The organism is Nocardia sp. NPDC102475 (genome assembly GCF_055584605.1).
In genome coordinates this window covers 151,311-173,847 of the sequence record NZ_JBVJLS010000005.1, presented here as the reverse complement: position 1 = coordinate 173,847, position 22,537 = coordinate 151,311, and the positions used below count along the sequence as shown (strand labels likewise).

At 67.5% G+C, this 22,537-nt stretch carries 23 protein-coding genes; 12 read left to right on the top strand and 11 right to left on the bottom strand.

Features of this window, described 5'->3' with window-relative positions; translation table 11 throughout:
- Positions 1–256 precede the first annotated feature (256 nt).
- The 5 genes from ACZ60G_RS11365 to ACZ60G_RS11345 all read right to left on the bottom strand — a co-directional run bounded on the left by ACZ60G_RS11365 (position 257) and on the right by ACZ60G_RS11345 (position 5,654).
- Entirely contained in the window at positions 257–1,645 is a 1,389-nt protein-coding gene (locus ACZ60G_RS11365; protein WP_465809453.1) for a three-helix bundle dimerization domain-containing protein, read from the bottom strand.
- A gap of 522 nt (positions 1,646–2,167) precedes the next feature.
- Positions 2,168–3,586: a S8 family serine peptidase gene (locus ACZ60G_RS11360; RefSeq protein ID WP_465809451.1), complete on the bottom strand. Its 1,419-nt coding sequence runs from the start codon at positions 3,584–3,586 to the stop codon at positions 2,168–2,170.
- 69 nt (positions 3,587–3,655) lie between these two features.
- A complete protein-coding gene (locus tag ACZ60G_RS11355) occupies positions 3,656–4,252 on the bottom strand; it encodes a DUF308 domain-containing protein (protein WP_465809450.1) in 597 nt (198 codons plus the stop codon).
- A gap of 62 nt (positions 4,253–4,314) precedes the next feature.
- On the bottom strand, positions 4,315–5,013 hold the full coding sequence (locus ACZ60G_RS11350) for a hypothetical protein (protein ID WP_465809448.1): 699 nt from the start codon (positions 5,011–5,013) through the stop codon (positions 4,315–4,317).
- Positions 5,010–5,654, bottom strand: coding sequence for a maltokinase N-terminal cap-like domain-containing protein (locus ACZ60G_RS11345; RefSeq protein WP_465809446.1), 645 nt, complete (start codon positions 5,652–5,654; stop codon positions 5,010–5,012). The genes ACZ60G_RS11350 and ACZ60G_RS11345 overlap by 4 nt, the downstream gene beginning before the upstream one ends.
- A 195-nt stretch (positions 5,655–5,849) precedes the next feature.
- Here ACZ60G_RS11345 and ACZ60G_RS11340 point away from each other — a divergent pair, with 195 nt between their 5' ends.
- From ACZ60G_RS11340 to ACZ60G_RS11330, 3 genes are all read left to right on the top strand, one after another.
- Positions 5,850–6,347 carry a pyridoxamine 5'-phosphate oxidase family protein gene (locus ACZ60G_RS11340; RefSeq protein ID WP_465809444.1) on the top strand — a complete coding sequence of 166 codons (498 nt, stop codon included), beginning with the start codon at positions 5,850–5,852 and terminating at the stop codon, positions 6,345–6,347.
- Between the two features lie 116 nt (positions 6,348–6,463).
- Entirely contained in the window at positions 6,464–6,871 is a 408-nt protein-coding gene (locus ACZ60G_RS11335; protein ID WP_465809442.1) for a YciI family protein, read from the top strand.
- Between the two features lie 6 nt (positions 6,872–6,877).
- Positions 6,878–8,023 (top strand): RNA polymerase sigma factor, encoded by a 1,146-nt coding sequence (locus ACZ60G_RS11330; protein ID WP_465809440.1) that lies wholly within the window; start codon positions 6,878–6,880, stop codon positions 8,021–8,023.
- Between the two features lie 81 nt (positions 8,024–8,104).
- Here ACZ60G_RS11330 and ACZ60G_RS11325 read toward each other — a convergent pair whose 3' ends face one another.
- The gene (locus ACZ60G_RS11325; protein ID WP_465809438.1) at positions 8,105–9,070 is read right to left on the bottom strand and encodes a coiled-coil domain-containing protein; all 966 of its coding nucleotides are present in this window, start codon (positions 9,068–9,070) and stop codon (positions 8,105–8,107) included.
- Between the two features lie 606 nt (positions 9,071–9,676).
- Here ACZ60G_RS11325 and ACZ60G_RS11320 point away from each other — a divergent pair.
- On the top strand, positions 9,677–9,880 hold the full coding sequence (locus ACZ60G_RS11320; protein WP_465809437.1) for a hypothetical protein: 204 nt from the start codon (positions 9,677–9,679) through the stop codon (positions 9,878–9,880).
- Positions 9,881–9,994: 114 nt separating this feature from the next.
- Here the strand turns inward: ACZ60G_RS11320 and ACZ60G_RS11315 are convergent, their stop codons facing one another.
- Positions 9,995–10,318 (bottom strand): winged helix-turn-helix transcriptional regulator, encoded by a 324-nt coding sequence (locus tag ACZ60G_RS11315; RefSeq protein WP_465809435.1) that lies wholly within the window; start codon positions 10,316–10,318, stop codon positions 9,995–9,997.
- A 75-nt stretch (positions 10,319–10,393) separates the two neighbouring features.
- Between ACZ60G_RS11315 and ACZ60G_RS11310 the strand changes: the two genes are divergently transcribed.
- Positions 10,394–10,993: a carboxymuconolactone decarboxylase family protein gene (locus ACZ60G_RS11310; protein ID WP_465809433.1), complete on the top strand. Its 600-nt coding sequence runs from the start codon at positions 10,394–10,396 to the stop codon at positions 10,991–10,993.
- A 375-nt stretch (positions 10,994–11,368) separates the two neighbouring features.
- Here ACZ60G_RS11310 and ACZ60G_RS11305 read toward each other — a convergent pair whose 3' ends face one another.
- The gene (locus ACZ60G_RS11305; protein ID WP_465809431.1) at positions 11,369–12,346 is read right to left on the bottom strand and encodes a helix-turn-helix transcriptional regulator; all 978 of its coding nucleotides are present in this window, start codon (positions 12,344–12,346) and stop codon (positions 11,369–11,371) included.
- Between the two features lie 61 nt (positions 12,347–12,407).
- Here ACZ60G_RS11305 and ACZ60G_RS11300 point away from each other — a divergent pair, with 61 nt between their 5' ends.
- Together ACZ60G_RS11300 and ACZ60G_RS11295 are read left to right on the top strand one after the other, a co-directional pair.
- Positions 12,408–12,995, top strand: coding sequence for a DinB family protein (locus ACZ60G_RS11300; protein ID WP_465809429.1), 588 nt, complete (start codon positions 12,408–12,410; stop codon positions 12,993–12,995).
- The gene (locus ACZ60G_RS11295) at positions 12,992–13,453 is read left to right on the top strand and encodes a VOC family protein (protein ID WP_465809427.1); all 462 of its coding nucleotides are present in this window, start codon (positions 12,992–12,994) and stop codon (positions 13,451–13,453) included. The genes ACZ60G_RS11300 and ACZ60G_RS11295 overlap by 4 nt, the downstream gene beginning before the upstream one ends.
- A gap of 14 nt (positions 13,454–13,467) precedes the next feature.
- Here ACZ60G_RS11295 and ACZ60G_RS11290 read toward each other — a convergent pair whose 3' ends face one another.
- Positions 13,468–14,577, bottom strand: coding sequence for an FAD-dependent oxidoreductase (locus ACZ60G_RS11290; RefSeq protein WP_465809425.1), 1,110 nt, complete (start codon positions 14,575–14,577; stop codon positions 13,468–13,470).
- A 68-nt stretch (positions 14,578–14,645) separates the two neighbouring features.
- Between ACZ60G_RS11290 and ACZ60G_RS11285 the strand changes: the two genes are divergently transcribed.
- Complete coding sequence (locus tag ACZ60G_RS11285; RefSeq protein WP_465809423.1) at positions 14,646–15,326, top strand: TetR/AcrR family transcriptional regulator; 681 nt, start codon at positions 14,646–14,648, stop codon at positions 15,324–15,326.
- Between the two features lie 345 nt (positions 15,327–15,671).
- A complete protein-coding gene (gene rox / locus ACZ60G_RS11280; protein ID WP_465809421.1) occupies positions 15,672–17,099 on the top strand; it encodes a rifampin monooxygenase in 1,428 nt (475 codons plus the stop codon).
- A 195-nt stretch (positions 17,100–17,294) separates the two neighbouring features.
- Here the strand turns inward: rox and ACZ60G_RS11275 are convergent, their stop codons facing one another.
- Positions 17,295–18,473: an NAD(P)/FAD-dependent oxidoreductase gene (locus tag ACZ60G_RS11275; protein WP_465809419.1), complete on the bottom strand. Its 1,179-nt coding sequence runs from the start codon at positions 18,471–18,473 to the stop codon at positions 17,295–17,297.
- An 81-nt stretch (positions 18,474–18,554) separates the two neighbouring features.
- Complete coding sequence (gene sigJ, locus ACZ60G_RS11270) at positions 18,555–19,499, bottom strand: RNA polymerase sigma factor SigJ (RefSeq protein ID WP_465809418.1); 945 nt, start codon at positions 19,497–19,499, stop codon at positions 18,555–18,557.
- Positions 19,500–19,606: 107 nt separating this feature from the next.
- Here sigJ and ACZ60G_RS11265 point away from each other — a divergent pair, with 107 nt between their 5' ends.
- The 3 genes from ACZ60G_RS11265 (at position 19,607) to ACZ60G_RS11255 (ending at position 22,347) form a co-directional block, all read left to right on the top strand.
- Positions 19,607–20,254: an ABC transporter ATP-binding protein gene (locus tag ACZ60G_RS11265; RefSeq protein ID WP_465809416.1), complete on the top strand. Its 648-nt coding sequence runs from the start codon at positions 19,607–19,609 to the stop codon at positions 20,252–20,254.
- A complete protein-coding gene (locus tag ACZ60G_RS11260) occupies positions 20,251–21,027 on the top strand; it encodes an ABC transporter permease (protein ID WP_465809415.1) in 777 nt (258 codons plus the stop codon). The genes ACZ60G_RS11265 and ACZ60G_RS11260 overlap by 4 nt, the downstream gene beginning before the upstream one ends.
- Before the next feature lie 111 nt (positions 21,028–21,138).
- A complete protein-coding gene (locus ACZ60G_RS11255) occupies positions 21,139–22,347 on the top strand; it encodes a site-specific integrase (RefSeq protein ID WP_465809413.1) in 1,209 nt (402 codons plus the stop codon).
- Positions 22,348–22,537: the final 190 nt, after the last annotated feature.

Here is a 22,537-nt window from a genome sequence, read left to right as displayed (position 1 = left end):
CCCCTAGCCTGGCCCGAGTACATCCCCGTGCCACGAGTGTCCGGCTACTCGAATCCCCGACCCCCGCTACTCGGCTTCCCCGATCCGATATGCCCGCTTTGTGCTCCACGATCCTCCGATCGCGACGCCTCGGCAATCGGTCATGACCTGGACATATGGGTCGCCGGTAGATGCCCTGGCGAAAGGCGGCGCAAACCGGCTCAGCACCACGGCACTCGGCGGTCGTGAGGCTGCGGATAAGACCGGTGCTGCGACCTCAGTTGTAGGACTTGGTGACGCTGTCGATCAGGTGTTCGAGGGTGTCGATCGTGGGTGTGTCGATCACATCGATCACGTCGGCGGGCACCGAGACGTGGTTGTCGGCGGTGACCTTGGCGAATTGGCTGGGGTCGCTGGTGCGGAAACCGTGTTCGGCGGCGAGACGCTGCAGGTCCGGGTCGGTGGCCAGCAGGCGGCCGATGCGATCGCCGGGCGCGGTGAGGGGCACCAGGGTGTGCTGGGAGACCACGGTCGGGGACGGGTAGGTCAGCACCATGCCGGGTTTGATCTGGCCGCGAACGGTCGCCTCGACGAACTGGGCCTCGTAGATCCAGACCATGGGTGTAGGGCCCATACCCGCCGCAAGGTATTCGCGGAACGGGCCGTCGGTGGAGTTCTCGGTGTAGCCCTGGCGCACGAACAGCCGCGACACCGTGGGCAGCACGGCCTGCTCGGCGGCCGGGCCCTGCACGATGGTGTTGTCGTTGGCGACGTGGCTCGCGATGGCCAGGTACATGGCGGCGGAATTGGAGGTCCGCGGGTCCGTCGTGGAGACCAGGATGTTCTTGTGCACCGGGTACACGGTGTTGTCGCGGAGTTTGTCCCACTCGACATCGGTGCGCACGAGTTCGAGGTACCGAGCCATATCGAAGGTCGGGACCGGCCCCGGACGCACCACACCCGCTGCGGTCAGCAGATCGGCGATGGGCTGGAAGGTGGCGATCGCCATGGGCGAGGAGAACGGCGTGTACTTCGTGCTGATATTGCGCGCTCGCTGAATCCGTTCCGCCGCAGGCGCACTCGACGGAAACGCGAAGTCGTACTTCCCGAGATCGACGGAGGTCGCGATCTGCCGCGATCCGGCCGGATCGACCTCCGCCTTGACACCCTTGCGGGCCAAGCCTTCCACGACGCGCGGGTCTTCGAAGAAGGCCATCTTCTCCGAGCCGACGACACCGTGCACCGTGGTCAGCGCTGCTGTCGCGCCGGCCGCAGCGGGCTGGTCGGGCTGTCGCACTGCGAAGCCGATCACCAGCGCGAGGACGACGACCACAACCGCCGCCGTGAGTGCCATGAGCCGCTTGTCGGCGACCAGCTTGCCGCCGGACGCCACGATTCGGCTCATCCCCCGCGCCGGATCGGGCTGTTGACCCGGGTTGGGTTGCGCGGCAACGCTTTCGGACTCGGCCTCTTTTGTCGATGCCGCTAGTTCCCGGCGCGCGATCCGCTCGATGAGAATCGGGACGAATTCCCGCACCGGATGGCCTTCGAACCGCTGCCGTGCCGTGCCCACCGCGCTCTGGACCTGGTCGGCCGGGTAGTCGTCGACCAAGCGGTCGGTCAACCGCTGAATTGCCTGCTCTTCGCGGACAGTAACGACACCCACCACAGTCTCCTCGGCGTCACATCGATCTCCGGTCGCGACAGCACCCAGCCCCTGCCCGCGCCGCCGAACCCTACCGAAATTTTCTGTCGGCATTACACCGGCGAAACCCCCCATTGCTGGCGGGTGAGTCCCATTTCGATTGTGCCCGTGCACATCTGCCGTCACCGCTGTCCGCAGCGTCTACCCAGGTCAGGGCAGGAATGGCAGCCCGACCAGCTTCTCGTCGATGGTCCGGCTCGCCCCAGGACCGGTCCCGAATTCGCGTTGAAAGTTCAACGTGCCATTCACCTTTAGCCACCCAGCGTTGTCCGCGAGTTTCCACCCCACCCGCGCGTCGCCGCGAACCACAAGTCGTTCCACACACATTCACGCGCCGACGCACACCTTCGGGCGGAAGGCCTTGTGTGTCGCGCGGCGCGTCCTTATGCGCGAGGCCCGGAAGGTGTGCGAGCGCCCAGTCGGTCGGCGCGCGTCGGGGACCGGACGATACTTACCGTGCGTCGATCTGACGCGGCCGCGGGTTCACGGTGCGATCATGGCCTGGATGTCGGGCAGGTTGCCGATCCGCTGGGTCACGGGGCGGCCCGGGGCGTCGAGTTGGGGGGAACCGGTTGCGCGGAGTCGGGCCCGTACTTCCGACGGTGTCTTGCGGCCGCCGGCTGCGGAGGCCAAGCCTTGGTAGCTGGCGATGGAGCCGACGACGATCGGGGATGCGCTGGAGGTTCCGCTGAAAGTGTCTGTGTACCAGTAGTCTTCGTCGGTGCCGCCCTGCAGGTCGCCGTATCCGGTGGTGGTGACTTCGAGGCCCCAGCCCTGGGCATCCACGCGGGATCCGTAGTTGGAGAAGGCGAGTCGCGAACGTGCGGGTCCGTGGTCGCGGCCGTGGAATCCGGGTGGCGGGGCGCCCGCGCCGACCAGGATGGCGCCGGAGTCGGCGGCGCCGCCGCGGAACGGGTTGCGCCACGAGGTCGGGAAGTCGGCGGGTCGGGTGTCGTACAGGGCGCTGTCGAGGTCTTCCGAACCGTTGCCTGCCGCGCCCACCACGATGACGCCACGTCCGATCGCGTATCGGATGGCCGCCCAGTCGTCGGGCCACCATTCGATCGCGATGTATCCGGCCTGGTCTTCACGATTCTGGAAGTTGTTGCGGGGTCCGGGCCGGTGCAGTTCGAGCAGGATGATGTCGCCCGCGCTCAGTGCGTCGGCCGCGGCGCGGATGGCGGCCGCGGAGCCCGCGTCGAATACCGAGACCGCGCGGATGGCGGCATCGGCGGCGATGCCGGTGATGCCGAAGGTGTTCACATCACCGCTGATCTCCCCGGCCACCGCGGTGCCGTGATTGCGCCAGCCCGCATCCGCCGACGGGGCACCGCCGATCACACCGCCCTGGTTCGCCAGCAGGTCTTCGTGGGTGAACCGCCAGGCGCCCTCCACATCAACGATGCGCACGCCCGCGCCGCGGCCGCCGGGTCGGGTCCAGGCCCAGCGCGCGTTCACACCTTGCGGCGCGGCGTCCAGATAGCCCTGTCGGGCTTCGAAATTCGGTGTGACGGGCGGCGCGTCTTCGAGCCGGCGGGCCGCGATATCGGCCAGCACGACCGGTGGCGCGATCGGCGGTTCCGCGGGCGGTTTGACGTAGGCCGCCTCGACCGCGTCATCTGCGCGCAGTCGGTCCGCGACCGCTTCGAGTTCACCGCCGACCCCGCGCACGGCAAAGTAGTTCAAGTATTCCGCGCCCACATCCTCTCGAGCGGTACCCGCGATCCGCTGCGGCAGACGATTGGGCGGCCCGAAGATGCGCACCGGCGCACCGCCTTCCGGCAGCAACTCGACCAGCCGCGATTGTGCCGCGAGACTCTCACGCACCGCATGGGGATCGATGCCCGCTCGGGCACCGTGGGTGACGACGATCAGTTCCGAACCACTATCGGTGCGTGCCATGACCGACAGTTAACCCGTCCCATGATCATCGCGCCAGGGCGATCGACGCCAACTCGGATGTGCGCCAGCTCAGTTCGGCGCCGCCGGAACGCGCCTGGCCGCCCCGACCGGGTCGACCTCCCCGCGTCCGCGCGCGACCGTGAGAACCTCCAGCATGCCGATCACGATCGCGCAGCCACCTGCCGCCATGCCGAGTACGTTCAGCGAATCGAACGGCAGCGCGACCATGATGAATCCCACCATCATGGTCAGCAGTCCGAATATCTCTTGCCAGCCACTCTCGGGCAACCCGTCGGCCCAAACCGCCACGGTCGCCTGCGCGATTCCACGCACCGCCCAGCCGAGCCCGATCCACACTGCGAGCAGCAGGATCGAATTCGCGCTGTGGAACGCCATCACGGCCAATGCCAAAGAGGTGACGCCGCTGAAGAATACGAACATCCGCAGTGCCGCCCCGAGCCGGGCGCCTATCGCGATGATCAGCTGAATCGCACCGCTCAATAGTAGGTATAGGCCGAACAACAACTCCGCCATCCGCTCGGTCTTGTCCGGCCACACGGCTATCAGCACTCCGAGAACCACCGAGCCGATACCCGCGACCAATACCGCCAGCCGCGCCTCGTCGGCAAGCGAACCCCCAAGACCCGCACTCTCGTTTTCGGGCATAGCTCCATAGTATGGGCCCCGGACGCGGATAACCGGGTGTTTGCTTTCGGGTCGCGATATTTCTACGCCGGCTCAGCGTGTCGTGGTGCGTTGCGCCGGTGTGCCAGCGTTCCGATACCGCAGGCGAGGACGGTCCCGGCCACGAGCGTCAGCGGCACGTGTCGGGCGAGCAGGTTCTCGCGTAACGGGTCTCGCAGCAGCAGCCAGCCCGCGCCGATCATCACGAATCCCTCGCAGAGCGCCGCGACCAGCGCGGCTTCGATCATCGGCCGCCGCGCTCGACGGTTCCGCTCGACGAGCCAACCGCCGAACCCGAGCAGCGCACAGCCGAATCCGATGAGCGCGCCACCGATCGCGGTGCCGAAATCCGCCGTCGGCGCGTCGACGGTTTCGGCGCGGATGTCGTTCCAGCGCACCGCGACGACTTGATCGCGCCAAATCTCCAGTTCGACAGCTGATCCGGGTGTCGCTGCGGCGAGGATCGTGTTGCCGGAAGGGAAGTCGAGGTGCCGCTCGATGCCGGTGTCGACTTCGAGTCGGTAGGTCGCCGATCGCGTCACACCCCCGTGGACGATTGCATCAGTGACGCGGGCTGGGTGCAGAGCATGGTCTTCGCGCTCGTAGGCCGACCGGTCGCCCGCCGTCCGCGTCGCGTCCACGACTCCGATGGCGGTGGCCGCGAGCGCGATCAGCCCGAATACGAGGAGTAGTCGAGGACGTATGGCCGTCCAGGACCACCACCGCTGCTCGGGTCCGGTCATGCGCTGATCGCCAGGACCACACCGCGCACGGTGGAACCGTTGCCGATCTGCCATGGCACGGACACTCGGACGGCATCCGTCTGGTCGGAAGCCGGTGTGGCGGGCTCGGGACGTAGTGCCCGCTCGATCCGAACGCTTCGACCACTACCGACGGCGATGGCGGTGTGGGTCGGTGTATCAACAGCGGAGCGGAATTGCATTGCAGTGGAAGGGAACTCGCCGACCGAGACAACGGAGGGATCAGGTGTGTCACTCATGCCCTGCGCTTGCGGCTGCGCCTGCCCGGCCAGCAGTGCGACGATCTGAGCGATCGCCACCGGATCCCGGGTCGCGTCGTAGATCCAGCGCTGTCCGAGCACACCGTGTATCGAGGTGCCGACGAGAGCGTCATCGGCACCGTCGAGTGGTGCGTCGCGGTAGGTCAACGGCACGTGGTATGTGATCGGTTCGGGTCCAGCGTCATCGTGCACGAGCACGAATTCGATGCCGACCGCACCCGCCGGATCATCGAGCCGGAAGCCACCGGCCTTGCTCAGCTGCGGCGCGAGCCCGCCGTCTCGATACCACGGCCGAGTCGGCAACCAGGCGGTAAGCAGTTCGAGCTTGCTGGGCGACATGGTCGTGCGGTGAATAACAGCCATGGGGCACCCTATCCTTCAACGGCGAGTGCAGGTTTCACGCGGCTTGGCGTGTGGGCGCACCGAAGGCATATCCAGGACCTGGAACTCAGCATGGTTCCGAGTGTCGAGAATGTGGCGTCGACTCCGTCCCAGGGAAACCAGCGGCCACGATGGGCCGCTGGGCCGCCCGAGAAGACGACAATGAGAGGGATAACCATGCAACCGAACGAGATCACCGAAGTTCTGAACCGACCGATCAGCCGAGAACTGCTGGCTCGCGACCTGACCCGTTTGGCCTACGTCGCCAAGGACGGCACACCCCGCAATGTCCCGATCGCGTTCACCTGGAATGGTTCGCAGATCGTCATGTGCACTTCGAAGAACGCCCCGAAGCTCCCGGCCCTGCGCGAGAACCCGATGGTTGCCATGACGATCGACACCGAAGTGCACCCGCCGAAGATCTTGCTCATCCGCGGCCGGGCCGAGCTGGACCTCGTCGATGGCATCCCGGACGAGTATCTCCAGATGAACGGCACCTACGAGATGACGCCGGAGCAACGGGTTCATTGGGAGGCGGAAGTTCGTTCGCTCTACGACGGCATGGTCCGGATCGTCGTGACCCCGACGTGGGCGAAGCTGATCGACTTCGAGACGACACTGCCGAGCGCGGTCGAGGAGCTGGTACAGCAGCGGAACGAGCGTCAGCGCGCCTGAGCGCAGTTTTCGAAGTCCGCCAGAAGATTTCGCGGTGGGATGTCGAGAATCCGCCCGCCGCTGCGTCCCCGAAATGAACACGGCCAGAATGGCCGTACCGAACCGAGGAGAACACGATGGCCAAATACCTGCTGCTCAAGCACTACCGAGGCGCGCCGGCGTCGGCCAACGACGTGCCGATGGACCAGTGGACGCCGGAGGAGCTTTCGGCCCACGTGCAGTACATGCGAGATTTCGGCGCGCGGCTCGAGGCCACCGGCGAGTTCGTCGAACATCAGGCGCTCTCGCCGGAGGGCACGTTCGTCCGCTACGACGGCGAGCGGCGCCCGCCCGTCACCGACGGCCCGTTCGCGGAGACCAAGGACCTGATCGCCGGTTGGACGGTGATCGATGTCGAGACCTACGAGCGTGCGCTCGAGCTGGCCGGCGAGTTGTCCGCGGCTCCGGGTGCGGGTGGGAAACCGATCCACGAGTGGCTCGAGTTGCGCCCGTTCCTGACCGCGCCTCCGACCATCACGGAGTGACGGACGGTGGATGAGGCCCTGGTGCGGACCCTCACCCCCACGGTGATCGGGATTCTCGTCCGTCGCGGAGCCGACTTCGCGGCGGCCGAGGATGCCGTGCAGGACGCCATGATCGAAGCGGTGCGGGTGTGGCCGGATGATCCACCGCGGGATCCCAAGGGCTGGTTGGTCACCGTGGCCTGGCGCAAGTTCCTCGACGCTGCCCGCACCGATACCTCCAGGCAGCGGCGCGAGGTGCTCGTCGAGGCCGAGCCTGTGCCCGGCCCGGGTGAGGCGGTGGACGACACGTTGCAGCTGTACTTCCTGTGCGCACACCCGTCGCTGACACCTGCTTCGGCCGTCGCGCTCACGCTGCGCGCGGTCGGCGGCCTGACCACGCGTCAGATCGCGCAGGCCTACCTCGTGCCGGAGGCGACCATGGCCCAGCGGATCAGCAGGGCCAAGCGGACCGTCTCGGGCGTCCGGTTCAACCAGCCCGGTGACGTCGCCACGGTGCTGCGCGTGCTCTACCTGGTCTTCAACGAGGGCTACTCCGGCGACGTCGACCTCGCCGGCGAGGCGATCCGGCTCACTCGCCAGCTGGCGGCCAAGACCCACCATGAGGAGGTCGCGGGCCTGCTCGCGCTCATGCTGCTGCACCACGCACGGCGCCCGGCGCGGATCGGCCCCGACGGCAGGCTCGTACCTCTTGCCGAGCAGGACCGCAGTCTGTGGAGCACCCGCCTGATCGCCGAGGGCGTCGAGGTGCTCCAGGCAGCCCTCACGCGCGACCGTCTCGGCGAGTTCCAGGCCCAAGCCGCCATCGCCGCGCTGCACGCCGATGCCCGGACGGCCGAGGAAACCGACTGGGTGCAGATCGTCGAGTGGTACGACGAGCTGGTACGCCTCACCGACAGCCCGGTGGCCCGCCTCAACCGGGCCGTCGCGGTCGGTGAGGCCGACGGCCCGCGGGCCGGCCTGGCCGCGTTGGCCGAGCTCGATCCCGCTCTGCCCCGCTACGCCGCCGTCGCGGCGTACCTGCACGAACGTGACGGCGACCCGGTGACCGCGGCACGGCTCTACAGCGATGCTGCCGCCTCGGCGTCCAGCCTCCCCGAACGCGACCACCTCACGCGACAGGCCGCACGGCTCAACGCGCAGCTGCGCAGCTGAGCAGCCGGAACACCTGTCGATCGGAATCGGTACCCGGACAAGGGTTCCCGGCCCTGACAACGGGCGCCCGTTTGATTGCTCCTATCCGGGAGCGCCGTCGGGCGCCGATCCGGTTCGGCTCTGGCGGGATTCGGCGACCATATGGTCGAGCTGGCGTTCGGCGCGTTCGGCGCGGGCCAGGGTTTGGGCGCGGGCGTCGTCCAGCGTGGCCAACCGTTCCGCCGCTTCGCCCCGTGCCCGCTCGAGCGCGGCCGCCGATTCGGCGCGCACCGCAGCGAGCTCCGCACTTGCCGCGCGGCGCACCTCGACGAGTTCGCTGCGCGTGCGATCCAGGTCCTCGCGCAGTCGGTTCAGTTCCTCGCGCGCCTCCGCGACGGCCTGATTGCGTTCGGCCACGGCCTGTTCGGCGCGTTCGATGGCGCGCTCGGCATCGGCCGCGCGCTGCACCGCCAGATCGCGTTCGGCCCCGGCCGCGGTGATCTGTTGGGCGGACTCGCGGCGGATCTGTTCGATTTCGGTCGCCGCCTTCCGGCGCGCCAGTTCCACATCCTCGGTGGCCTGCTGCCGCGCGCGTTCCACATCGTCGGCCGCGTCGCGGCGGATGGTGCGGATTTCGGCGTCGGCCTCGCTGCGTGCCGCGAAGACATCGTCGGCGGCCTGTTTGGTGACCCGTTCGACCTCGCGCAACGCATCCGACCGCGCCGCATCCGCTTCAGCCACCAGTGATTCCGCATGTTCGGCCGCGCCGGCCGCATCGTCGGCAGCCGATTCCGCGGCCCCGCGCGCCTCCTCCGCTTCGCGTCGCGCCTGATCCGCGGCTACCGTTGCGACCTCAGCCTCGGCGATGCGCCGTGCCGCATCGGCCTGCACGGCCTGCACCTGCGCCTCGGCGATCGCCGGATCGGCAAGCGTGGACAGCTCGGCCACTGCCGCATTCAGCGTGTTCCCCAATTGATCGGCCAGTCCACGGAATTGCGTGAGCAGCTCATCCGCGCGCAACCGAGCCACCGTCACCGGACCCTGTTGCGTCACAGTGACGGCAGCCACCGACGTCTGCGACTCCTGTTGCTGCCGTTGCCGTTCCCGCCAAGCGCGCCACCGGGTGTGCTCCGGGTGATCACAGTATTCCGAGGGCCGCCCCGGCCCACCCCCGCGCGTAATCGGTCGAGCACATCCGGGGTAGTTGCAAACGTTGGACACCGCAGAATCGTAGCGTTGGTTTCGTCAAATCACACGTATTCACACGAAACGAAATCCGTGTCGCCCCAAATCTTTCGGCTGGCCAACCCGTTGGATCTAACCCCCGATAAGTGAACATTATCGGGGGTCAGACATCCCTGAATCCTCGCAATCCGTCTGCCAGAGTTTCGTTTTCGTTTGGTTTGCTCTTACGAAACGAATTACCAACGGAACCGGCGAAAAACTGGGTACCCCGGTCCACTTCGCGAAGGAGTCAGTTCGGATTCTCGAACCAGGGGGTGCCGGATACGGTGTCCGACGAGACCGCGAGCCAGCTGCTGGCCATACCCCTGAGCGCGCTCATGCCGCTCGAAGACCTGAACGTCGAACCCTGCGAGTGGATCGCGATCAATGCCGCCTATGGCGCGGTGGGCCGACTGGTGAACTTGTTTCGCCCGCCCGTGCGGCGTCCACGTGCTCAACGCGGTCCGCAGCGAGACAGCCGCGAAGACGTTGCGGGAGCGGGGATTCGAGCCTGTCTTTGCCACCGAAGCCGACGATTGGCGCGAGCGGGTCGCACGTGCCAGCGGAGGAGCACCGATCACGCGCGTCATGGATCAGGTCGGCGGGAAGTCCGCCGACGATCTGCTGGGGCTGTTGGTCTGCGCGGTGAGCTGAGCTCCTTCGGCGTACATTCCGGTCAGCCGAGCCGCGGCCCACCGAAACTGCGGGCTGCAATGTCAAGGTTGCCCTGCGGGCACGTAACCGCATGACTGCCCGAACTATTCAGAACTATTGCGACTCGGCCCACTCGGTTGCCCAGGCATCGAGTGGGCCTAGTGCGCCGCGCAGGCCCGCGCCGAGCGGGGTGAGCGCGTAGCCGTCATCGGTAGCCGTGATCAGCCCTGCGGCAGTGAGTTCACCCAAGCGCTGGTAGAGCACGCTCGAGGACAATCCCTGACAGCGGGCCAGCAGAGCGCGGGCCCCGATCGGCCCGTCGCGCAGTTCCCACACGATGCGCAGCGTCCAACGACGGCCGAGTAGATCCAGTGCGGCCATGAGCGGCCGACCGGTGGTCGAGCCGCGGACCGTGCGGCCCGGGCGGGGGACGTCCATCGCACTCCCTTGTGTTTCGATTATCGAAACACTAGCATTCGAGGTGTTTCTATTTCCGAAACACATGGAGCTGGAATGTCCAGAATCGACCCCCTGGAACCGCCCTACACCGACGCGGCCGGCGAACTACTGGCCCGCATGATGCCCTCGGGCGCCCCACCCATCGCGCTGTTCCGGCTCTTCGCCCGCAACCTGCCGATGGCGACGGCCATGCACGGCTGGGGCAGTTACGAACTGGGCCAGGAACTCTCACTGAGCCTGCGCGAACGCGAATTGGTCATCGACCGCACCTGCGCCCGCTGCGGCTGCGAGTACGAATGGGGCGTGCACATCGCGGTATTCGCCGCCCGGGCGGGCATCACCGCCGAAGAGCAGACCTCCCTGACCCACGGCAGCCCCGAAGATCCCTGCTGGACAACCGAATCCGAGCGGCTGTTGCTACGGGCCGTGGACGCCCTGCACGATCATGGCGATATCGACGATGTGCTGTGGGCCCGGCTCGCGGCCGAGTTCGACGAGCAACGGCTGCTGGATCTGTTGCTGCTGTGCGGCTGGTACCACGCGATCAGCTTCACCGCCCGCGTGACGCGACTGCCGTCCGAACCCGGCACACCGCGTTTCGCCGACGTGCTCCCGCACACCGAAAGCGTTGGGGCACCAGCTGATCGCGGTTAGCCGAGCAGTTCGTCGCGATAGCACAGCGCCAGGATTCGTCCGGCTCCACGCTGCACCTGACCGGATGGCCGGTGCTGTCGAAGCGCTTGGTTGCGTGATGCCCGGCGAGGAGTCGCAGCAGCCGACATGGCCGCAGTGCAGGCACACCAGGCCCTCCGCGAGGCATTCGGTCCAGGCGTCGGGATGGTCGGGCACCTGCGCTTCGCGCAGGTCGACCCTGGCCGCACATGCCGTAATTGCCTGGACGACAGAGTATTACGGGTTCGCGGTCGAGCAGATGCGCCGTGCACGCCGGCGCATCGACGACGACGTCCCCGCGCACATCTCACCCGCCACGATGAGAACATCAGCACCGATCTTGGCGATGGTCGCGGCTCACGAGTCCGCAATATCCGGCATCGTTGCATCAGCCGACAGCAGTCGCTGCGCCAGCGTGCGACAGCGCCTCCCGAGCTCTGGCGGGTCGAGTACCTCGAAGTTGTGCCCCAGTAGGACTATGTGCATGAGCACGGCGTCGAGGTTTTCGGCGCCACTGAGTACCTCGCAGCGCTCGTTCCCTTGCGGTCGTACGACGGCCGCCGACGCTGGAATCTGCGCACGCACGGTGTCGGCCGAGGCGTGCACGAGAAAACGCGCCTGGTGCGGGTAGACCCGGCTCGCCACACTCTCCTGCACGTAGGTCGCCGCGTCGGGCGCCGCGCGCGGGCGGAAGCGCCAGGTCCGTGCCGACACCTCGGTCATCTTGTCGACGCGGAAGCTGCGCCAGTCGTCGCGATCGAGGTCGTAGGCGAGCAGGTACCAGCGCCGGTCGGAGGCGACCAGACGGTAGGGCTCGACCTGCCGCCGTCGCACCTCGCTTCCGGACGGGTAGTCGAAGCCTGCCTCGACCTCGTCGCGGCAGGCTCTGGCCAGCATCATGAGCACTTCGGGGTCGACCGGCGTGCGGCCGCCACCGAAGGATTCGACCGAGCCGGAGAGCGCGCGCACCTCGTGCCGCAACCGGGCGGGCAGCACACGGTCGAGCTTGGTCAGCGCCCGCAGTGCCGCGTCGCCTGCGCTGGCGATCGCGCCACCCGCGCCCACGAGTAGCGAGACCGCGGTGACGATCGCCTCCTGGTCGTCGAGCAGTAGCGGCGGCAAGTCCTGCCCCGCGCCGAGCTGGTAGCCGCCGCCGACACCCTGGCTGGCATGCACCGGATAGCCGAGCGTGCGCAGCCGCTCGACATCGCGCCGTACCGTGCGCGGCGTGACCCCGAGCCGGTCGGCGAGTTCGGGGCCGGTCCAGACCTGGCGTTGCTGCAGCAGCCCGAGCAGGGTGAGCACCCGCTCGGTCGTACCCCGCTCCACGTCCATGTCGCCACCCTGCCAGAAATAGCGGACCGATTCTGTCCGCTAGGCATGTCAGGGTAGCTCCATGGATGCAGACGAACTCGACTGGAACCGGACGCTGCGCGAGCAGTGGGAGTTCCATTGGAACCATCAGCTCCGAGCCCGGCTCGACGGCCTCACCGACGACGAGTACTTCTGGTCGCCGGTGCCGGACGCCTGGAGCGTGCGGCCACGCGGCACCTCGACGGCGCCCGTGCAGGTCGGTGCCGGGGACTTCACGATCGACTACGCTCTCCCCCAGCCGGTCCCCGCGGCCTTCACCACGATCGCCTGGCGACTCGGTCATGTCATCGTCGGTGTACTCGCGGCGCGTAACGCGGCGCATTTCGGCGCACCGGCGGCGTCGTACGAGACGTGGGAGTACGCGCCCAGTGCGGCCACTGCGCTCGACCAACTCGAGGCCCAGCTCCACGTCTGGCTGGCCGGGGTGCGCGGCCTCGGCGAGGCCGGGCTCGGTGTCCCGGTCGGCGCGAAGGAGCCCTTCCCCGAGTTGCCCATGGCCGATCTGGTGCTGCACATCCACCGCGAGCTGATCCATCACCTGTCCGAGGTCTGCCTGCTGCGCGACCTCTACCTGCACACGAAGTCCGCCACGAACGGAGCAGCCCGATGAGCCGCCACATCCAGATCACCTTCGACGCCCACGACCCGAAGGCACTGTCCACCTTCTGGCGCGATGTACTTGGCTACGTCCACCCCGGCCCGCCCGGAGTCGACCTGCCCGCCGATGCCGACCCGCTGGCCGCATGGGAGGAGTTCCTCGCTCGTATCGGTGTACCGCCGGAGCAGCGCAACACGAGATCGGCCATCGAGGACCCGCACGGGCGCGGCCCACGACTGTTCTTCCAGCAGGTGCCGGAGGACAAAGTCGCCAAGAACCGTGTGCACCTCGACGTCCGTGCGGCGCCGGGACTGCAGGGCGAGGAACGGATGGCGGCGCTGGAGGCCGAGTGCGACCGTCTGCTCGCGCTGGGAGCGACACGGGTACGTCGCTACGAGCCCGGTCCCCCGATGAGCGCCGGCCACATCGTGATGACCGACCCCGAGGGCAACGAGTTCTGTCTGGACTGACCCAGCTCGGCTGTTCAGCCAGGTTGGAAGAATGCGAGCATTTTCTGGGCGGCGTCCGGCGACGTCAGCAATTCCTGCATGTTCGCGGACATCCGGGCGGCAGCGCTGGTGCGTTCGAACATCTCGCGTTCGTATTCTTTGACGGCGGCAGGAAAGTCGTCCGGGTGCGCGGCCAGCGCGAGACCGAGCAGGGCGCCGTCGAGCAGCGCCATGTTTGCGCCCTCTCCCACCGGCGGCATCAGGTGCGCGGCATCGCCGACCAGCGTGACGTCTGGTGTAGACGGCCAGGTCAGGCCGACCGGGAGAGTGGTGATCGACCGCGGTACGACCGTGTCGTCGCAGGCCGCGATCAGCGCGGTGAACCGTGAGTCCCAGCCGGGGAGCAGGTCGATCAGCCGCGCCCGGGCGGCGGCCGGGTCGTCGAACGGGATCCCGCTGGTCGCGAACCAGTCCTCGGCGGTGTTATAGAAGCTGATGCCGATGCGAACGCGGCCGTCGCCGTTGCGCTGCGCCGCCAGGGATAGTCCGTTGCCGAGCACCCAGTAGTTGCCGCGCCCGACCATCGCGGCGAGGTCGGGGTGTGTGCGGTCGATGTCGGGAATGCCGACCTCGACGACGTTCTGGCCGATATGCGCCGGGCGGGCGTCGGTGAGTAACGCGCGGACTCGCGACTGCGCGCCGTCCGCGCCGACCAGCAGGTCATACGTCGCACTGCTGCCGTCGGCGAAGTGCAGCAGGCCGTTGTCGGCGGATTTGAACGCGTGCCCCCAGCGCACCACGTCTTCGGGGAGGGAATCCAGCAGCAGGTTGCGCAGATCGGCGCGGTCGACTTCGGGCCGCGCGAGCGGGGCGTCGTCGGGCGTGTCCTCTTGGAGCAGCAAGGTGCCGTCCGGCTCCAGCAGGCGCATGTCCTGCCCATCGCCGCGGGCGATCGCGTGGAACTGGTCGATCAGGCCGGCCTCACGCAGCGCTCGCTGCCCAGAATGTATGTCGAGCATGCCGCCCTGACCACGCGCGCCGCGCGAGAGTTCACGTTCGTACACGACGGCGTCGATGCCGTTCACGTGCAACACCCTGGCGAGGGTCAGGCCGCCCAGTCCGGCTCCGACAATGGTGATGGTCATGGTCGCCCCTTCGATACACCGAATTATCCAATACACTGTATCGCAGCATGCGATGTATCGTGAGCGACATGTTGGTGTGGGAGAGGCCGGAGCCGTCGGATCGACCAGCGCCGGCCCCATTGAGCCGAGAGCGGATCGTGCGAGCGGCGATCCGGCTGGCCGACGCGGACGGGCTGGCGGCGGTGTCGCTACGCAAGGTTGCCGCCGCACTCGACGTCGGGCCGATGCGCCTGTACGGCTATATCGCCACCAAGGAGGAGTTGCTCGACCTGATGGTCGATTCGGTCTATGCCGAGATGCGGCCGGCCGGAGACGGTTGGCGAGAGGTGTTACGGTCCCTTGCCGAAACCACTCGGCAGGCCGCTCACCAGCATGAATGGTTTGCCGACCTGATCGGTGGGCGGCCCCAGCTCGGGCCGCACGCGCTGGCCAGAGGAGAGGCTGTGGTGGCGGCGATGGGCGGCGTCGACGTGGACACCGTCATGCCGGTGGTCGCCGCGGTCAATGCGTACGTGATCGGCGCGGTGCGCCGGGAGATCACCGAGCGGCGCGCCGAGCGGGCCACTGGGATGGACAAGAGTCAGTGGCAGGCCGCCTTCGGGCCTTATCTCGAGCGGACCTTCGCAACTGGCCGATTCCCCGCGCTGTCCACGGTCATACGCGACGCCGCCCACCTGGACGCCGACGAAACTTTCCGCACCGGCCTCGACTTCCTCCTCGACGGCATCCAGGCCAGTATCTCGAGCTGACACGCAGCCGAAGGGACCAGACGAGCACCGCCCGTGGCACCAACTCGGCGTTGACGCGCTGAGCGACGCGACCTCCCGTGCCCGAGGCCACTATTCCGCGGCGGTGACGGCCCTCTCGAACAAAACTCGATGGCCAGAAGGAAGTTGCTCACTCCTTATCCCTTTCAACATATATCGCACCCCGGGTCTTGCGGCAAGACCCCGGTCGTGCTGCAGAATCTCCAGCCGAAGCCAGTACCTGCGGAAATAAGGGCAGTGTGGGTGGGTCGCGGGAGGTCGCACCGCCAGTGGCGGGACAGGACGAAGCGGCTGGCCCACATGTAGCTTTGCCGAAAGAGGGGTTCCATGATTGATGTGATCGTTGCCGGCGGCGGACCGACCGGCGTGATGCTGGCCAGTGAGCTGCGCATGCGCGGCGTGGACGCGCTGGTACTGGAGAAGGATGCGGAGCCGACCAAGGTGGTGCGTGCGCTCGGCATACACGCGCGCACCGTCGAATTGATGGATCAGCGCGGTCTGCTAAATCAGGTCCTCGCGCTCGGGAAGCAGTACCCGCTCGGCGGTTTCTTCGCGGGCATCAGGAAACCCCAGCCGGAAGGGTTGGACACCACGTATCGGTATGTCCTGTCCATTCCGCAGCCCGTCACCGAGCGCCTGCTGATCGAGCGTGCCACCGAACTCGGCGTCGAAATTCGCCGCAGCTGTGAAGTGGCCGGGCTGAGCCAGGACAATGACGGGGTAACCGTCGAACTGACCGACGGGGGGCAACTGCGTTCGCGCTACCTCGTCGGCTGTGACGGCGGCCGCAGTACGGTGCGCAAACTGCTCGGCGTCGATTTTCCGGGCGAGCCCACCCGTAACGAGACGCTGCTGGGCGAGGTGGAGCTGACCGCGCCGCCGGAAGAGGTAGCCGCCGTGGTGGCCGAAGTCCGCAAAACCCAGCTGCGGTTCGGCGCCGTGCCCCTCGGAGACGGGGTGTACCGTATCGGCGCACCCGCTGCGGGCCTGGCCGAAAACCCCAGGGTCCCACCGACTCTGGACGAGCTGAAGCATCAGTTCAGAGAGCTCGCCGGCACCGACTTCGGCGCACACTCCGCGCGCTGGCTCTCGCGCTTCGGCGACGCGACCCGCCTGGCCGAGCATTATCGGGTCGGCCGGGTGCTGCTCGCCGGCGATGCGGCGCACATCCACCCGCCGATGGGTGGGCAGGGTCTCAATCTCGGTATCCAGGATGCATTCAATCTCGGCTGGAAACTGGCCGCCGAGGTCGGCGGCTGGGCGCCGGAGGGGTTACTGGACAGCTACGAGACCGAACGGCGTCCGGTGGCCGCCGACGTGCTCGAGAACACCCGGGCACAGGCGGAGCTGATCTCGCTCGAGCCGGGTGCCCAGGCAGTGCGCCGACTGGTGGCGAAACTGATGGACTTCGAGGAGGTGAACCGGTATCTGCTGGAGCAGATCATTGCGATCGGGGTCCGCTACGACTTCGGCGAGGGGCATGAATTGCTCGGTCGGCGGCTGCGGGATGTGAAGCTGAATCGGGGACGCCTCTACGAGCTGATGCGTGGTGGCCGCGGACTGCTGCTCGACCAGACCGGCCGGCTCTCGGTGGCTGGCTGGGCGGATCGGGTCGACCACGTCGTCGATGTCAGCGAGGAACTGGAGGTGCCCGCGGTGCTGCTGCGCCCGGACGGGCATGTGGCGTGGGTCGGTGACGATCAGCAGGATCTGATCGGCGTGCTGCCGAAGTGGTTCGGCGCTGCCGTCCGCTGAGCGAACAGTTGTGGGCGGGAAGGCTTCATTGCCCTCGGCCCACGCCGGGCTGGATGCTCGTGCAACAGCCGCAGGCGCTCGGCTGCCGTCGAATGAAGCTCTGCCGCACCAACATTCGCTCCGCCAACTGGAGCCACCGGTCCGCGGTCATGCGGACCGGTGGCTCCCGGCTCGGACTGCGTTCGGATGGCCGCGTCACCGGGTGACGAATTGGGGCTCCACGTCGCCGATTGCCACGAGGTGGCGCCGACGGCTGGGCAGCATCATGGTCGGGTGGGAGATGCTCCAGGCCGCGGACGCGCAGATGAGCTCCTTGATGCGGGCACCCATCCGGCCCGTGGCTACCTTGGACGTGGGCTGATCGTCGGGGGTCACCTTCTGGACGATGCCATCGCGGCGGCCGAGGCTGATGCACTGGCTGGCGTAGCCGATCGGAGCGTCGGGAACCTTGCGGCCGGTCAAGCGCGCGGCGATGACGTCGGCGCCCTGCCATGCCATCGGAGTTGCGGTGGCGCAGCCCATCCGTAGCGGTTTGCCGCCGACCCCTTCGGCGTACGCGGCGTCGCCGACGGCGTACACGTCCGGATGCGAGACCGAGCACAGTGTGGCATCGACGACGATTCGTCCGGAGTCGGACACCGCCAGGGTTGTCGCGGCCGCGATCGTGTGCACAGTGAAACCCGCTGTCCACACGGTCATTTGGGCCGAGATGTCCTGACCCGACCTCGTGACCACACCGTTCCCGGTGACCCGCGTGACCTCGGCGTGCTCGTGGACGGTGATGCCGAACCGCTCGAAAGCGCCGCGCAGATGGCGCTGGGCCTTCCCGTCGAGCCAGTCGCCGACGCCGCCGCGCGCGGCGATCGCGACCCCGAGGTCCGGGCGTGCCTCGGCGATTTCGGCGGCCACTTCGATGCTGGTCAGACCGCCGCCCACGATCAGCACGGTCTCGCCCGGCCGCAACTCGTTCAGGCGTGCCCGCAGCCGCAGCGCCGCCTGCTTCCCTGCCACGTTGTAGGCGTGCTCGGCGACACCGGGGACGCCGTAGTCGGCGATGGTGCTGCCGAGGGCGTACACGAGGGTGTCGTAGCCGATCTTCTCGCCGGTCAGGTCGATGGTCTTGCGGTCCACATCGACCGCGGTGACCCGTGCGATCCGAACCTGCACGCCGGTGCCCGCGAAGACCTCGCGCAGTGAGCGGACGGGTAGATCCTGCCCGCTCGCGAGCTGGTGCATGCGCACCCGTTCGACGAATTCGGGGTCGGCATTGACCAGGGTGATCTCGACGTCGTCGCGATGCAGCCGCTTGGCGAGGCGTCCGGCGGTGATGGCTCCGGCGTATCCGGCTCCGAGGACGACGATGCGGTGCTTCATGGTCTTACTCCTGTCTCGGTGGGTTCGCTTCCTGAACCGGACAGCGGCACGAATACTGACAGGAGTGGACTGTGATGTGGGTCACCAGGATTCGAGGAGGGGTGCTCCGTGTTCGGAAGTCGCCCACCTGCGCGTGGCGCGCTCGAGCTTTTCCGGGTTGGCCTGGGCGTGGACGGCCGCGATGCCGTCGGAGGTCACCTGCAGGCAGATGATGCCGACGACCCGATCACCGACCACCATCACCAGCGCGGGCCCGCCGTTGGCGACCGCGGCGAACATTGCCGGGCTACCGCCCAGCATGTTCCGTTTGGCGTCGGTCGGCTTGACGGCCAGACGCAAGAACCGCACGACGCGCGTCGCACCGACGAGCGGCCTGCTGAGAGTCGCGATGAAGCCGCCGCCGTCGCCGATGCTGATGGCGTCATCGGTCAGCAGGCTGATCAGGGTCTCGGTTCGGCCGCTGACCGCCGCGGCGAGGAACTCCTCGACGATCCTGCGGGCCGCGGCCTCATCGACCTCGACGCGAGCCCGGTCGGTGGCCAGATGCTGCTTGGCGCGCCGATAGATCTGCTGACAGTTCGACTCGGTGATATCGAGTATCTCGGCAATCTCGTTGTGCGCGTACCCGAATGCCTCGCGCAGCACGTACACCACGCGCTCCTTGGCCGAGAGCCGCTCCATCAGCGTGAGCATCGCGATCGACACCGATTCACGCTGCTCGACCGTATCGGCCGGGCCGAGCATCCGGTCCCCGGCGAATACGGGTTCGGGCAACCATTGGCCCACATACGTCTCCCGCCTGGCCCGCGCCGAGGTGAGCTGGTTGAGGCACAGATTGGTGAGCACCTTGGTCAGCCACGCCTCGGGCGTCTCGACATAGTCGCGGGCGGCGGCCTGCCAGCGCAGAAACGTCTCCTGCACCGCGTCCTCGGCATCACCGGCCGACCCCAGCAGCCGGTAGGAGATCGCCTCCAAACGGCCCCTGGTGCTCTCGAACAGATCGACCTCATGCGTACCGAGCGACATCCGCCCATCGTCGGACATGTACGCAGGCCGCGTCCACTCGCCCCGTGAGCGGCCGGTTTTTCCGGCCCCGTCAGGAAACACTTGCGCAGATAGGGAATGGTGGGACGGTGCCGAACATCAGTCTGGATCGGGTCAGTGCGAACCACGGCGAAACGTCGATACTCACCGACATCTCCGTGAGGTTTCCGGGAGGTCGGTGCACCGCGGTGGTCGGGCCGAGCGGGACCGGCAAAACCACGCTGCTGCGGCTGCTCAACCGGCTCGACGAGCCGAGTGGCGGCACGATCCTGCTCGATGACGTGCCGATCACCCGGTTCCCCGCGCCGGACCTGCGCCGCCGCGTCGGGTTGGTGCCACAGCGACCGACACTGCTCACCGACATCGTCGCCGACGAGATCCGTGTCGGCCGTGCCGATCTCGCATCCGAGCGCATCGACACGCTGCTCGCGCGGGTGGGCTTACCGGACTTCCGTGAACGGCGCTGTCTCGAACTGTCCGGCGGTCAAGCGCAGCGGGTGTGCCTGGCGCGGGCGCTGGCCGTCGAACCCGATGTGCTGTTGCTCGACGAACCGACCTCCGCGCTAGACGCGGAATCCGCCGCAGCGGTGGCAACTCTCATTCGCGAGCACACCGCCTCCGGCGGTGGTGTCATCCTGGTCAGCCACGACACCGTCTTCGTGACCGATGTGGCCGACAACACCTGGACACTGCAACACGGACATTTGTCTCCCAGCGATGAACGGAAACCCCAGTGACAGAACAGCTTTCCGTACCCGGGTGGCCGGGTGTGGCGACCTCGCTGGTACTCGTCGCACTGGCCGCCGCGATCGCCTATCGTCAGCGATTGCATCTGACCCGCGAGCTGCTCATCGCCGCGACCCGCGCCGGAGCCCAGTTGGTCGCGGTCGGCGCCATTCTGCTGATCCTGTTCCGGCACACCGGATTACCGGGTGCGCTCGCCTGGGTCGTGTTGATGGTGCTGATCGCCGGGCAGGTGGCGGGCCGACGTGGCCGGGGTGTGCCGCGTGCGCGGCGCGCCGCGACCATCGGGGTCTGCACCGGGTCGGCCATCACCCTCGGCGCACTCATTCTGCTCGGTGTGATTTCCACGCAGGCCCGCGTGGTCGTCCCGGTCGGCGGCATGATCGTCTCGGCTGCCATGCAGGCCACCGGTATCGCACTGCGTCGATTGCACGAGGACGCGCGCAATGCGCGTCCCGCCATCGAAGCCCGCCTGTGCCTGGGTCTTTCGGCGCGCGAAGCCTTCCTGCCGCACCGGCGGTCCGCATTGCGCACCGCGATGATCCCTACGATCGACGCGACGAAGGTCGTCGGGCTCATCAGCCTGCCCGGCGCCATGACCGGGCTCATCCTCGCCGGTGTCGATCCGCTCACCGCTATTCGCTACCAGATCGTGGTCATGTACATGCTGCTCGCGGCCACCGCTCTGGCTGCGCTCACCGCGGCACGGGTCGCCGAGTCCTATCTGTTCGACGATGCCCAGCGACTGGTGCCACTCCCTGACTGATCCCTGTTGTGACCACACCGGAATCGCCGAGTCGTTGCGACGGCTCGGAAATCGCCTGAGAGCGCATAGTGTTGGTCGTCGAAGGTAGGACGGGTGGATGGGAGCGAGCGGGTGGGCGATGCAGTGGTCGCGGTGCCGGAGTCGGTGCGCACGGAGCTCCGGCGCGGCGTGCGCAGTGTGCTGGTCGATACCGTGGCGCTGCGGTTGGTGCGAGAACGGTTCGACGATGAGCAGGCCGGGGCGTTGCGGCGCTATCTGGAGGCGTCGCAGTCGGCGAATACGTTGCGGGCGTATCGAACCGATTGGATCGGCTGGGCCGGATGGTGTGCGGCCGAGGGGCGGCAGGCGCTGCCGGCGGATCCGCTCGACGTCGCGGTATATCTGGCAGCGGCTGCGGATGCGTTGCGTCACAGTGACGATGGTTCGCAGCGGTGGGCATTCAGTGCGGCCACGCTCGAGCGCAAGTCGGCGGCCATCGCGGCGGTGCACGCCGCCAACGGATTACCGTCGGCCACGCGCTCCGATGTCGTTCGACTGACGTTGCGCGGTATCCGCCGGACCCGCCGCACGCAGCCGAAACGCAAACGCCCCGTGCTGTTGCACACCCTCGAACAACTGCTCGCAGGGCTGCCGGAGCCGGGCTGGCCCACCGAGCCCGCGCGCCGCCGCGACGCGCTGGCATTGCTGGTCGGATTCGCGGGGGCATTGCGCCGCAGCGAACTCGCCGGATTGCGGATCGCCGATGTGCGAGTCCATCTCGACCACGGCACCGGTGAACCGCTGCTGCTCGTGCAACTTCCGACCACCAAAACCGACCCCACCGGCATCGCGGAGCAGCGCGTCGCACTCCCCCGCGGCCAGCGCCCGCACACCTGCCCGGTCTGCGCCTTCGCCGATTGGATCCAGTTGCTCGAGGTGCATCGCGAGCATGGCGATATCCGTGCCTGGCTCGCCGAGACAACGTTCCCATCTCCGGACATCCACCGCTGCCACGGCTACCAGGGCACCGCACTCGCCGAAAACGACACCCTCCCACTGTTTCCCACGATTTCCCGCCACGGCGGCATCGGCACCGACGCCATGTCCGGCCGCGCCATCGCCGAACTCGTCAAACGCTATGCCGCACGCGCCGGACTCGACCCCGACCTCTTCTCTGGACATTCACTGCGCGCCGGATTCGCCACCCAAGCAGCCCTCGGCGGTGCCAGCGACCGCGAGATCATGCGCCAGGGCCGCTGGTCCAACCCGCGCACCGTGCACAACTACATCCGCACCGCAAACCCATTGGAAGACAACGCCGTCACCAAACTCGGTCTCTAGATCAGTAACTAGGATGAATTGCATCAAATGCAACACTGCACATTGCCGCGATGGAGGCTGCGACGCAGGTTGCGAGCAATTGCCACTTAGCGTGTCGCCGCGAAAATCGTGCCTTACCTGGATGGTTCCAGCGTTCCGGGAACGAGACGCAACAATGTTGTGTTTACTGCAACACCGTGGAGAGGGCTGA

Coding starts and splice junctions, on each gene's coding strand:
- ACZ60G_RS11340 (WP_465809444.1), top strand. CDS start 5,850: ATGCAACCGAACGAGATCACCGAAGTTCTGAACCGACCGATCAGCCGA.
- ACZ60G_RS11290 (WP_465809425.1), bottom strand. CDS start 14,577: ATGACCATCACCATTGTCGGAGCCGGACTGGGCGGCCTGACCCTCGCC.
- ACZ60G_RS11305 (WP_465809431.1), bottom strand. CDS start 12,346: ATGGACGTGGAGCGGGGTACGACCGAGCGGGTGCTCACCCTGCTCGGG.
- ACZ60G_RS11355 (WP_465809450.1), bottom strand. CDS start 4,252: ATGCCCGAAAACGAGAGTGCGGGTCTTGGGGGTTCGCTTGCCGACGAG.
- ACZ60G_RS11315 (WP_465809435.1), bottom strand. CDS start 10,318: ATGGACGTCCCCCGCCCGGGCCGCACGGTCCGCGGCTCGACCACCGGT.
- sigJ (WP_465809418.1), bottom strand. CDS start 19,499: ATGTCGCTCGGTACGCATGAGGTCGATCTGTTCGAGAGCACCAGGGGC.
- ACZ60G_RS11335 (WP_465809442.1), top strand. CDS start 6,464: ATGGCCAAATACCTGCTGCTCAAGCACTACCGAGGCGCGCCGGCGTCG.
- ACZ60G_RS11310 (WP_465809433.1), top strand. CDS start 10,394: ATGTCCAGAATCGACCCCCTGGAACCGCCCTACACCGACGCGGCCGGC.
- ACZ60G_RS11275 (WP_465809419.1), bottom strand. CDS start 18,473: ATGAAGCACCGCATCGTCGTCCTCGGAGCCGGATACGCCGGAGCCATC.
- ACZ60G_RS11295 (WP_465809427.1), top strand. CDS start 12,992: ATGAGCCGCCACATCCAGATCACCTTCGACGCCCACGACCCGAAGGCA.
- ACZ60G_RS11285 (WP_465809423.1), top strand. CDS start 14,646: ATGTTGGTGTGGGAGAGGCCGGAGCCGTCGGATCGACCAGCGCCGGCC.
- ACZ60G_RS11300 (WP_465809429.1), top strand. CDS start 12,408: ATGGATGCAGACGAACTCGACTGGAACCGGACGCTGCGCGAGCAGTGG.
- ACZ60G_RS11350 (WP_465809448.1), bottom strand. CDS start 5,013: ATGACCGGACCCGAGCAGCGGTGGTGGTCCTGGACGGCCATACGTCCT.
- rox (WP_465809421.1), top strand. CDS start 15,672: ATGATTGATGTGATCGTTGCCGGCGGCGGACCGACCGGCGTGATGCTG.
- ACZ60G_RS11360 (WP_465809451.1), bottom strand. CDS start 3,586: ATGGCACGCACCGATAGTGGTTCGGAACTGATCGTCGTCACCCACGGT.
- ACZ60G_RS11345 (WP_465809446.1), bottom strand. CDS start 5,654: ATGGCTGTTATTCACCGCACGACCATGTCGCCCAGCAAGCTCGAACTG.